The organism is Nostoc sp. DedQUE12b (assembly GCF_034530835.1).
Lineage (GTDB): Bacteria > Cyanobacteriota > Cyanobacteriia > Cyanobacteriales > Nostocaceae > Nostoc.
This window is the reverse complement of sequence record NZ_JAVRCI010000055.1, coordinates 1-12,559: the sequence shown is the minus strand read 5'-3', so window position 1 is coordinate 12,559 and position 12,559 is coordinate 1. Positions and strand designations below refer to the sequence as shown.

Sequence of the window (12,559 nt, the reverse complement as noted above, 5' to 3'; positions counted from 1 at the left end):
ATGACTCTTTTCATAACTTTAAAATTACCCGCGCTAAATTGAAGTAAATCAAAACACCTACAACATCAACTGCTGTGGTGATGAATGGTGCTGACATTAATGCCGGATCTAAACGCAGATAGCGAAATAGAAATGGCAGCGCTGAACCGGATATCGAAGCCAAAATAGAAATAGCTACCAGACTAGTGCCTACAGCGATCGCTACTTCTACTCGTCCTTGCAGAAAATAAGCCCAGACAGTAGCGATCGTACCTAACATTCCTCCCAATAATGCCCCAGCGATCGCTTCCCGCCCGATTACCTGCAATGCACCAAGCGATCGGATTTCATCGGTGTTCATCCCACGAATCACCACTGTGGAAGATTGAGCGCCTACATTACCCCCAGTACCAGTCAACAAGGGAATAAAGGCCGTCAGTGTCACCACTTTTGCTAAAATGTCTTCTTGCGACTTAATAATTGTTCCTGTGACGGTATTGGTTATAAGTAAGACCAATAACCAGACAACCCGCTTCCGAGCAATTTCTAGCAAATTCATTTGAAAATAATTGTCGCCCCCCGACTGCACACCACCACCCAAGGCATAAATATCCTCGGTGGTTTCTTGTTGCAGAATATCAATTACATCATCTACCGTAACAATACCTACTAGAAGCTGTTCTCTATCTACCACAGGCACAGCCAAAAAATCATATCTTTGGATTAATCTTGCAACTTCTTCCTGGTCTGTATCAGTGTAGACAAACACCACATCACGGGTCATAATCTCGCCAATAATTTGCTCAGGCTGAGACGTTACTAATTCTCGCAACGATACAATCCCCGTCAAGCGCCTTGCCGCATCCATGACATAAAGATAATAAATCATCTCACTGGCATTAGCTAAGTTGCGAATTCGCTCTAGAGCTTGAGATACTGTCAAGTTTTCTTTCAGCGAGATTAGCTCTAGGGTCATGATTCGCCCAGCTGTATCAGCTTCATAACCCAATAGTTGGGCTGTAGCTTGACGTTCTGCTGGACTCAGTTGTTCTAGTAAGTGATTGACGACTTTTGCCGGTAATTCATCAAATAACCTAGCTCGGTCATCCGGCGACATTTGATCGACAATATCGCGGACTTCCTGGCTTTTAAGTTCTTCAATTAACCGTTCTTGAACACTGTAGTCGAGATATTCATAAACTTCGATCGCCTCATCCTTAGAAAGCAAGCGAAAAGCCAAAGCGTGCATCGCTTCTGGCAAACCCTCAATTGCCTCGGCGATATCCGCAGGCTGCACGGGTACGAGAATAGATTTTGCTCCCTGCAAGTCTCCTGCTTCCAGGAGCATTTGCAGCTGAGTCCGCACTAAATCTCGCAATTCCCTGCGTGAGAGATTCTGGATGGTAGAGTTTAAATTGTTTGTCTCAGTCAAAGTCCACTTTCCTCAGCCAGTTTGAACAAGGTTGCTGCCCCTAGTCTAGGGGAAAGTGGGAATGTGCAACGTCAAACTTGCAATTTTTCTGACTTGGCGTAAATTGAAAACTTTTGTAAATGAACGAAAGAGTAGGGTTTCGGACGCTAACAATTCTTTGCGTTCAGCAATATCGCGGCGTCTCGTAAAGCCTGCGACATAGCAGCTTCGCTTAGGGCGTAGCCTTTTGTGGAGAAGAGAAACTGTTGCGTAGCCATCCATTAAGTAAGTAGGTGCTAAAAAACACAACTAAACTAAGAAGGGTAAAGGTTAAGGGTAAAAGGGAAAAACCTTTACCCTTTAACCTTTTCCCTTTACCCATACAAAACTTTGTATAGTTCGGTTTAATTGTGCCAACCTACTTAGCAGGATAATCGAACCACAGCAAGGTTACTCAAAAAGTACGATTATTTCTTAAATTCTAGTAGATTGTGTTCCCCAGCTTAAATGCATAAATGGTGAGGCTCTTGCAAAAGCTTTTGCTCCACTGATTTTAGGTTATTACTATGATTTCTGCTGGTTCCGCTAAGAAAGATATAAAGTATAAATAAACATTAATTTTTCAAATCTTTAAATATTAAAATTTTTCTTTACCCAATTTTTATTTAGTTAATAAATATGTAGAAAAAGCACGTTAAATTATCCGGTAATTTGGCAATTTTTATTTAATCCTCATCAAAACTTTTATATTCCTTTAAAAAAGGATGTATCAATGTGAATATTTAAACAAAGTCCCATACAAAACATAGACATAACACCGCAATCTATTGTCAAATATGTAGAAGCAAAAAAATACTTAGGTAGTGTGTGTAAAGTTATTTTGTATGACTATTACGTATGCATCTGCTTTTCTTGTGCATCCTTTGCCTCAAGGAATATGCATCTGCGCATCAATGGAATTTGAGTCTCTCAAGAACTCAAAAATTTGCTCAAAGAAAACAAATAATAATATGTTCTTCAACTAATTATTCATAATTAGCAATTACTAAACATATATTTATAGGTAAATCAATGATTAGCTTATCAATATATTTATATCAAGCTTTATGATGCATTCTTTGTTGAAATATTCAATGTAAAACTAATTTTGCAGCATTAACTATGACATCCAATCAAAACTTATCAACATCGGTAAGTCCAGTAATTACTACTAAATCATCTCTAGAAAGCATTGACCAAGGACAAAGCAGCATTTCTGCTCGGTCTAGCCTACTCTCTCAAGGAGATGGACTCAAAGCAGAGTATTACGACAACATCGACTTCACCAACCTCAAGCAAACTCGCATAGATCCGACGGTGAACTTTAATTGGGGCGCTGGTTCTCCAGATCCGTCAATTGGTGTAGATACCTTCTCAGTGCGCTGGACAGGTAAGGTAGAAGCCAAGTACAGCGAAACTTATAACTTCTACACCACTAGTGATGATGGTGTGCGACTGTGGGTAAATGGTCAACAAATCATCAATAAGTTTGTCGATCAACCTGCAACAGCATACAGTGGCTCAATCGCCCTGGTTGCGGGTGAAAAATACGATATTAAACTTGAGTACTACGAAAATAAATCCAATGCCGTTTCTCAACTGGCTTGGTCAAGCACTTCTCAGGCTAAGGAAATCATTCCTCAGTCACAACTGTATAGTAATATCAGCACACCTAGTAGTGGCAATGGACTCAAAGCAGAGTATTACGACAACATCGACTTCACCAACCTCAAGCAAACTCGCATAGATCCGACGGTGAACTTTAATTGGGGCGCTGGTTCTCCAGATCCGTCAATTGGTGTAGATACCTTCTCAGTGCGCTGGACAGGTAAGGTAGAAGCCAAGTACAGCGAAACTTATAACTTCTACACCACTAGTGATGATGGTGTGCGACTGTGGGTAAATGGTCAACAAATCATCAATAAGTTTGTCGATCAACCTGCAACAGCATACAGTGGCTCAATCGCCCTGGTTGCGGGTGAAAAATACGATATTAAACTTGAGTACTACGAAAATAAATCCAATGCCGTTTCTCAACTGGCTTGGTCAAGCACTTCTCAGGCTAAGGAAATCATTCCTCAGTCACAACTGTATAGTAATATCAGCACACCTAGTAGTGGCAATGGACTCAAAGCAGAGTATTACGACAACATCGACTTCACCAACCTCAAGCAAACTCGCATAGATCCGACGGTGAACTTTAATTGGGGCGCTGATTCTCCCGCTCCGTCGATTGATGCAGATACCTTCTCAGCGCGGTGGACAGGTCAGGTAGAAGCCAAGTACAGCGAAACTTATAACTTTTACACTACTGCTGATGATGCTGTGCGACTGTGGGTGAATGGTCAACAAATCATCGATAAGTTTATCGATCAACCTGCCACCGAATCCAGTGGCTCGATCGCATTGGTTGCAGGTCAAAAGTACGATATTAAACTTGAGTACTATGAAAATAAAGGCAATGCCGTTTCTCAACTGCGTTGGTCAAGCGCCTCTCAGGTGAAGGAAATCATTCCTCAGTCTCAACTTTATTCACCATTTCTTCAGACCACCATCACCTTAGGTTCGTCTTCGATGACTCTAAACGAAGACAGTGATAGTATTACCGTTAAATTAATTAGAACTGGAGATTTAAGTGGTACATCTTCAATCAAGTATGCAACTATAGCTAATACTGCGACAAAAGGAGTTGACTATGGGAGTGAAGGCGTTGAAAGTGCTGGAATACTTACCTTTGCGCCGGGACAAAGCAGCACGCAGGTATCCATTCCGATCAATGATGATTCCTCGATAGAAGGAGATGAAACCTTTAATTTTGTCATCGATCAGGCAGAGGGGGCAACACTAGGACTGCAAAGAACTCTCGCAATTACAATTCAAGACAACGATCGCTCTGGCCTCGATTTCAGTCAGCCAGTAGTTAATGAGGGTGACGGGACTGCTAAGGTGATAGTTACACGGGGCAACGCTTCGGCAGCGGCTAGCGTGAACTACACAACCCTAGATGGGACTGCTAAAGCTGGATCTGACTACCAGGCTGTATCTGGAAGCTTGAGTTTTGTAGCTGGGCAAACCAGCAACACCATTGTTATCCCCATTCTTAATGACAACGTTCAGGAATCAAATGAAACATTTACTTTAAAGTTCAGTAACCCAGTTGGAGTGCAGCTAACTAATCAAGAAACAAGTATCAGTCTTATTGATAATGACTCTGGTAACTTTGCTTTAGATACGGTAGTTTCTGGTTTGACTCAACCCACAGCTTTTGAATGGGCACCTGATGGTAACAGCATGTTCATTGCCCAGAAAAATGGGGTAGTGCGAGTCATGAAAAATGGTACCTTATTATCAACACCATTTACTGATATTCGCGGACAGGTAAATGATACGCGCGATCGCGGTCTGTTAAGCATTGCTGTACATCCAGATTTTGGCAAAAGTCCAAACGGCAACAACTATGTTTACCTGTTGTATACCTACGATCCACCAGAAACTAGCCTAAACAATCCCAAGAACAATCCCAACAGCACATTAGACGATCCCGATCAGAATGGAAATCGTACTGCACGGCTAAGTCGCTTTGAAGCTGATCCCAACACTAATTACACTACTGCGATCGCTGGCAGCGAAGTTGTACTACTCGGCACAAATGGCACTTGGGCGAATATTATCAAGCCAGATGGAAATAGTACAAATGTCACACTTGGCTATGCACCATCAGGAATTCTCAACAAAGATACTGGTAAGCCGTTTACCAGCTTGCAAGATTATATTGATAATCTCGATAAAGTCCAAAATGTCCAGAATTTTATAGCCAATGATAGTGAATCTCATTCAGTTGGTTCTGTGCGCTTTGGTACTGATGGTTCTCTGTTTGTGAGCTTAGGAGATGGTACTTCCTACAATGGGATAGACCCTCGTGCAGTTCGCGTTCAGGATGTTAATAATCTATCCGGCAAGATCCTGCGGATTGACGCGATTACTGGTCAAGGTTTATCAACTAATCCTTTCTACAATGGCGATCTCAATAGCAATAGTTCCAAAGTTTATAGCTTAGGTCTGCGTAACCCCTTCCGTTTCACAATTGATCAAAAGACCAATACCCCCGTAGTTGGTGATGTTGGCTTCGTTAGTTGGGAAGAGGTGAATGTCGCAAAACCAGGAGCAAACTTTGGCTGGCCGTTCTATGAAGGAGGACTTGACGCCAATGGCAATACTACCAGTCTGAAACAATCAGGCTATTCTAACCTAGATGCAGCGAAAGATTTCTATAGTAGTGGTAAAACTGTTACAGCACCAGTTTACACCTACAAACATACTGGTTCTAATTCGATCGTCATGGGTGACTTTTACACAGGTAATACTTTCCCTTCAATCTATGAAGGTGCCTTATTCGTTGGTGATTTCAGTCTAGGAACTATTGATGCTGTAAAATTCGATAGTCAGGGTAAATTCGTCTCAGTTAAGCGGTTTACTTCCCAAGCAGAGAGACCTAATCTAGGGCTAACTGCACAAATCACCACTGGAAAGGATGGTAATCTCTATTACGCCAACTTGACCGGAGGACAGATTAATCGCTTCCGACCTGTTTAGATAACAGTTATCAGTTATCAGTTATCAGTGAACAGTCAGACAACTGTTCACTGATTTTGGTTAAGATAACTTTGTCAGAAATCCTAACAATTTTTTGGTATTTGATGTTAGGAGTGTTCGACGATAAGCATCAGCTGCTTTTTTAATCGCTTCGGCTTGAGTGGGATAAGGATGAATTACACTGCTTAACTTGCTCAAACCAATCTTATTCACCATTGCCGTAGTTACTTCTGATATCATCTCACCCGCGTGACTGGCGACAATGGTTGCACCAATAATTTCATCAGACCCCTTTTTATGGTGGATTTTGAGAAATCCTAACTCTTCACCATCTGCGATCGCTCGGTCTACACTACTAAAAGGAATCTCAATCGTTGTCACTTCAATACCCAATTTTTCCGCCTCGTGTTCGTATAACCCCACGTGGGCAATTTCTGGGTCAGTATAAGTTACCCAAGGCATCACCAAACTACTGAGTTTCGAGCGTCCTATGCCAAAGGGAGAAAACAGGGTATTTTTAATTACAATCCGCGCTGCTGCATCAGCAGCATGGGTAAACTTCCAGTTCATGCAGATATCGCCGGCTGCATAAATTTTGGGATTGGTTGTTTGGAGGTAATCATTTACCTTCACGCCTTGATGCTTGTCATATTCTACACCCACAGCTTCTAAATTTAGATTTTCGACATTTGGCGATCGCCCCGCACCAACTAAAATTTCATCGACTGTCACCGAATCTCGATGACCATTAGAGGAAAAGTAAAGGCGTTTTCCCTCGGTGACAGTTACCACTTCTTCTAACTTGGAATCGAGTACTACACGAATTCCTTCGTTAATCAAAACCTTTTGGAGAATTTCAGCGCCTTCAGCATCTTCTTTATTAAGGATGTGAGAACCGCTATGGAAAAGTACCACCTCACAACCTAAACGCCGGAAAGCTTGCGCTAATTCGCAACCAATAGGCCCACCACCAATCACCGCCAAACGTTCCGGTCGTTGAATTAAGGAAAAAACCGTTTCATTGGTTAGATAACCCGCCTTTTCAATTCCCGGAATCGACAGTTGTGCAGCTCTTGCGCCAGTCGCAATTACAGCTTTTTTAAATTGGAGAGTTTTATCACCAACTTCCACCGTATTTTTACTTGCAAATCGACCGCTACCCAAAAAGACATCGACACCCAACTTTTGAAACCGTTCTGCCGAGTCGTTAGGGCTGATATCAGCCCTTATCCGCCGCATTCTTGCCATGACTTTGGGAAAATCAACATCAATATTATGTTGGGGAATATTAACTCCTAAACCTTTAGCATCCCAGATTTCGCCAACGACGCGGGCAGAACGAATAATAGTTTTAGATGGTACGCAACCAACATTTAAGCAATCTCCACCCATGAGATGCTTTTCAATCAACGCCACCTTTAAACCCAAATCCAGACCCGCCGCACCCGCAGCCACTACTAATCCCGCCGTACCAGACCCAATTACTACCAAGTCGTAAACATCTGCGGGTTGAGGATTAACCCAATTTGGGGGATGGACGTAAGACACCAACTTTTGGTTGTACTCATCAATTGGGCGAACTGTGACTCTCTCTAAATCTGAATTGGTCATTGGCAAAACCTCTTTTAAAATTAAGAATCCCGATTAATTTTTTTATGTTTGTTTATAGCGGTTCTCGATTGGGTGAGCGACAAGAACCCCGGTGCTACCCTACAATTCTTCTTCTAAAGCTTTGCGCGCAATCCGGGTTACATAAACTGTAACGGCGACTGTCGCAAATAAACCCAAGATGCGAATTGCCCATTGTAAAGTCGGGTTGGTAGGTTGAGCCTCAGTGCCAATCATCGCAAGATTACCTGCAAGGGAACCAATATAAACATACATAATGGTTCCAGGAATCATCCCTAGAGAGCCGATAAAGTAATCTTGAAGTGAAACTCCCGTGATGCCAAAAGCATAGTTGAGCAAATTGAAAGGAAATATTGGGGACAGTCGCGTTAACAGGACAATTTTTAATCCTTCTCTACCTACAGCTTCATCTATAGCGGCAAATTTTTTGTTATCTGCAATTTTACCAGCAACCCAACTTCTTGCTAAATAACGTCCGACGAGAAAAGCAGCTGTAGCACCAAGAGTTGCACCGATAAACACGTAAAGAGAACCCCAAACTGCACCAAAAATTACACCAGATCCCAAGGTGAGAATAGAGCCTGGGAAAAAAGCAACAGTAGCGATAATATAAAGGGCAATAAAAGCGATCGCTCCCACTGTACCAAGGCTATCAATCCACTCTAAGGCGTTCCGTAAAATTGCTTGGGGATTAAAAGAATTTGAATTTACCGATTCTTGTGCTACAGCTAGGTCTGTGTTTAATGAGAAACTACTTGCCAATATTAGTAATATTAATATACTGAGGCGAAAAAACTTCTGGAAGTTTCTGGTATTAATACTTTTAACACTTCGGCTTCGCTCAATGTTAAAGCCGAGCGGAGTCGAGGCTTTAAATATCTGAATGATTGTTAGTTTTTTCATGGGTTGTGATTTCTTCTACTGCCACACTTTGAGCTAATGTTTTCTGAGCAACTTTTGTGATATACACAGTTACAGCAACGGTAGCAATCAACCCAACTACTCGCATTACCCATTGCCAGACTTGAGTTTCTGGAGTAATTGGTTGATGAGAGGTGTTAATCATGGCAAGATTACCAGCTAAAGAACCAATATAAACGTACATCACAGTACCGGGAATAATGCCGAAAAAACCTAATATAACGTGAGTTCGATGAACCTCTCCCGGACAACCTCCCTCTCCCCCAACCCCTCTTGGACACCGAGAGGGGTTGGGGGAGAGGTCAAAAAAGGCTTGTCGAACTCACGTTAAGATATAGCACCTACATGAGAAACAGCTTAAAGCCTCTTAAATTTTTCTCGACGATACCAGCTACAAATTCGCTCAGGTGAAACGCCGAGCAAATAAGCAATAATTACTATTTGATTAAGTAGCGTAGTTTTTAATACTCCCTTTTGCAACCATCTACGGGCTGAGGTGACAACTGATGTAGGGATAATTACAATGCGTCCGATGCGTTTTAAACGACGCATGAGTTCAAAGTCTTCCATGATAGGCAATTCGGGAAAACTGCCTATTTTTTGAAATACTTCCTTGGTTAAAAAAATTGCTTGGTCGCCATAAGGCATTTGATAAAAATGCGATCGCACATTTACTCCCCACTCCACCCATCGTAAACTGAAAAGTGAGGCATCAATCCGCAACTTAAAAGCACCAGCTACAATCCCAGGTTGTTGTAGCGCTGTGCGAATCATCTCATCAAACCCCGTTGGCAAACGGGTATCTGCATGGAGAAATAACAGAATATCACCGCTAGCCGCTAAAGCACCCGCGTTCATTTGCACAGCACGACCGGGAGATGATGAGATAACTTTGACATTTAAAGATTGAGCGATCGCTACAGTATCATCACTAGAGCCACCATCGACTACAATGACTTCTATATTTAGATTGGCTTGAGTAGTAGCAATGGCTTTTTTAATATTCCCCGCTTCATTAATAGCCGGAATAATAATCGAAATTTTCGCTGCGTCAATACTCTCACTCATAATTGCTGAGTTTTCTTTTCCGGTTGGTCAGGAAATGAACACTCTACCGTTACCTTCAGATTACTTTCAGCCGTGCCTTTAGTTACGTAAGGTATACCTGCTTCACCGCCAACTTTGATGCCAAATTCAAGAGTAACTTTATCAATATTAGCAACAGGGATTTTCTTAAAAGCATTCAGTGAATAAACAGTGTAAGCCCGAATTGTACCTTCAATTGCTTGGAAATTTTGCACTATCTGTTTTTGTGCAGCATCAGCATCCCATCCCTTATCAATTAGCGCTTCTTCTCCCTCTGGGGAAACTTCGGTAATCACTGGTGGTGCATCTACGTTATTTGTGGCTTCAATGTAAATAATCGTGCCATCTTCTAACTGAATAGGTGTGAGTTGAGTCATGGGATAAATCTCGCCTAAAAGAATTGCGTCTAGGGTAGTCCACCTGTGCTAACCTACAAAATTTTACGGAAAATGCGGTAAATTTCTTGTAGAAGCTGGAAATAATTCGGCACAACTATCATAGGGCTTTGCAGGATGAGTCGAGACGCTTTGGTGGTGGGAATTAATACGTATGACCGCTTAAAATGTCTCAACGCACCAGCTGCCGATGGTGAAGCGATCGCTCAAATCTTACAACAATATGGTGAATTTCGGGTAACGCGGCTACCAGCAGTCAAAGACAAGGAAAATGAGACGATTCGCATTGGTAAGCAAACTAAAGTTAGTTTAACTCAGTTAGAAAGAGCGATCGTCCAATTATTCAAACCAGACGGGAAGCCGCCAGACACAGCACTGCTGTATGTTTCTGGTCATGGGTTACGGAAAAGTGTCGGAATTCAGGAAGGTTATTTAGCGACAAGTGAAGTCAACCCCGATGCGGGAACTTGGGGATTATCTCTACAATGGCTGCGACGACTGCTGCAAGAAAGTGAAGTCAGACAACAAATTGTGATTTTGGATTGCTGCTATAGCGGGGAAGTGCTAAATTTTGCAGAAGCAGATCCAGGCGATCGCGGTAAAGGTAGAGACAGGTGTTTTATTGCGGCTTCTCGTGCTTTTGAAGTCGCTTTTGAAGAGATTAACAGCCAACACAGCGTTCTTACTGCTGCACTGCTGAAAGGTTTAGAACCAAAACAAGACCGTTGGGTGAGTAACTATACTTTAGTAGACTTGCTCAATCAAGAACATCACCCGTTCCCCCAGCGTCCCATTTTTGCTAACTCTGGTGAAGCAATTAATCTCACCCGCAAATGGAATTCCTCTGTTGTTAACTCTACAGTACAAATATCAGCTATTTGTCCTTACAAAGGGTTGTCTTATTTTGATTGCACCGAAGCAGATGCCAACTTATTTTATGGCAGAACAGCGTTAACTGATGAATTATTAGAAAAAGTGCGATCGGGTAATTTCCTCGCTGTGCTGGGAGCATCAGGAAGTGGTAAATCTAGTGTTGTCAGAGCAGGTTTACTTTATCAATTACAGTTAGGACGCAGGTTATCAGGTAGCGATACTTGGCAGTTGAAAATATTTCGACCAGGGATTAACCCCATACAAAATTTAGCACTGGCATTTGTAGAATCAGAATTATCAGATATTGAACGCGCATCTCAATTAGCAAAAGCAGAAGAATTAATTGCCAAAGGCGCAGTCGGTTTAGGACAGTTGATTACTGCTGCACAAACTCAGCGCGTAGTGCTAGTGGTAGACCAATTTGAAGAAACTTTTACTCAATGTCAAGACATTACAAAACGACAGCAGTTTTTTGAATGTGTGCTAGGTGCTTTGCAACGGGATGACAATAAACTCTGCCTCATAATCACAATGCGGGCTGATTTCTTTGGCAAATGTCTGGAACAAGAGTATGGCGGACTTGCAAAGAAAATTCAAGAGCATTTAGTAACAGTAACGCCGATGATTCGGGAAGAATTAGAAACAGCAATTATCAAACCTGCTGAACAGGTGAACTTAGCAGTAGAACTGGAATTAGTTTCTCAAATGATTGCAGATGTAGAAAATTCACCAGGAAGTTTACCGTTGTTGCAGTATACGCTAACAGAACTATGGCAGCAAAGAACTGAAGAACGGTTAACCCTAACTACGTATAGCAAACTAGGTGGAGTCAGGAGAACCCTGCAAACACGTGCTACAGAAGTTTATGAATCATTATCACTTGAAGAACAGCAAGCAACAAAGCGGATTTTTTTAGAATTGACGCAGTTGGGAGAAGGAACAGAAGATACCCGCAGACAAGTTTTGCAAGGAGATTTAGTTAGTTCGCAGTATTCAGAAGCTGTGATTAATAGAATAATTCAACGGTTAGCTGATGAGAAGCTACTTGTCACCAGTACCTTATCTAATCAAATTGCTGTGGTGGATGTGGCACATGAAGCACTCATTCGCTATTGGTCGCTATTACGCAAATGGATTGAGGAAAGTCGAGATATACTGCGGCAAAAGCGTAAAATTGAAGCGGCAGCTATTGAATGGCGAGATAGGGGAAAAGCTAAAGATTATCTGCTTCAGGGAAAACGGTTGAGAGAAGCAGAAGATTTTCATAAACAACAAACTGACAACTTAAGATTATCTGACCTAGCTGCTGAGTTTATTCAAACTAGTGTCAGAGAAACGCGGAGTAATCGCTTTAGATCCGTTGGGTTTTTCTTAATTATTCCGCTGGTTACGTCAGTAGTTCTAGGTATTGTAATTGAAAAACCAATTAGAATAAGCATTGAAAAACAAATTAGGATAAGCCAACTTTGGCAGCAAGTCGATGCTGTTAAGGGAAGGGAGTATAGTCGAGCAAGAATTCAAGCACTGGAAAAACTGGTACAAGCTGGTGAGAGCTTAACTAATAAAGATTTCAGCGGTCTCGACCTCAGTGGTGCCAACCTCAGCGGTGCCGACCTCAGCGGTGCCTACCTCA

General features: G+C 42.1%; 7 protein-coding genes and 1 pseudogene. 2 read left to right on the top strand and 6 right to left on the bottom strand.

The features are described from left to right. Nucleotides 1-10: 10 nt before the first annotated feature. Nucleotides 11-1,411 carry a magnesium transporter gene (mgtE, locus tag RMY16_RS23205; RefSeq protein WP_322738330.1) on the bottom strand — a complete coding sequence of 467 codons (1,401 nt, stop codon included), beginning with the start codon at nucleotides 1,409-1,411 and terminating at the stop codon, nucleotides 11-13. A gap of 1,140 nt (nucleotides 1,412-2,551) precedes the next feature. Between mgtE and RMY16_RS23200 the strand changes: the two genes are divergently transcribed. After that, the gene (locus tag RMY16_RS23200) at nucleotides 2,552-6,022 is read left to right on the top strand and encodes a PA14 domain-containing protein (protein ID WP_322738329.1); all 3,471 of its coding nucleotides are present in this window, start codon (nucleotides 2,552-2,554) and stop codon (nucleotides 6,020-6,022) included. A gap of 60 nt (nucleotides 6,023-6,082) precedes the next feature. Here the strand turns inward: RMY16_RS23200 and RMY16_RS23195 are convergent, their stop codons facing one another. From RMY16_RS23195 to RMY16_RS23175, 5 genes and pseudogenes are all read right to left on the bottom strand, one after another. Next, on the bottom strand, nucleotides 6,083-7,633 hold the full coding sequence (locus RMY16_RS23195; protein ID WP_322738328.1) for a mercuric reductase: 1,551 nt from the start codon (nucleotides 7,631-7,633) through the stop codon (nucleotides 6,083-6,085). Nucleotides 7,634-7,732: 99 nt separating this feature from the next. Then, nucleotides 7,733-8,554: a TVP38/TMEM64 family protein gene (locus tag RMY16_RS23190; protein ID WP_322738327.1), complete on the bottom strand. Its 822-nt coding sequence runs from the start codon at nucleotides 8,552-8,554 to the stop codon at nucleotides 7,733-7,735. After that, nucleotides 8,523-8,792, bottom strand: a pseudogene (locus tag RMY16_RS23185) (TVP38/TMEM64 family protein); the annotation flags it as partial. The pseudogene RMY16_RS23185 and the gene RMY16_RS23190, both read right to left, overlap by 32 nt. A gap of 137 nt (nucleotides 8,793-8,929) precedes the next feature. Continuing rightward, a complete protein-coding gene (locus tag RMY16_RS23180; RefSeq protein WP_322738326.1) occupies nucleotides 8,930-9,640 on the bottom strand; it encodes a TIGR04283 family arsenosugar biosynthesis glycosyltransferase in 711 nt (236 codons plus the stop codon). Continuing rightward, nucleotides 9,637-10,035, bottom strand: coding sequence for a CU044_2847 family protein (locus RMY16_RS23175; protein WP_322738325.1), 399 nt, complete (start codon nucleotides 10,033-10,035; stop codon nucleotides 9,637-9,639). The genes RMY16_RS23180 and RMY16_RS23175 overlap by 4 nt, the downstream gene beginning before the upstream one ends. A 135-nt stretch (nucleotides 10,036-10,170) precedes the next feature. On the opposite strand from RMY16_RS23175, the gene RMY16_RS23170 reads away from it, so the two are divergent. Then, nucleotides 10,171-12,559: caspase family protein (locus RMY16_RS23170; protein ID WP_322738324.1), on the top strand; the 2,389-nt coding region annotated here is incomplete at its 3' end.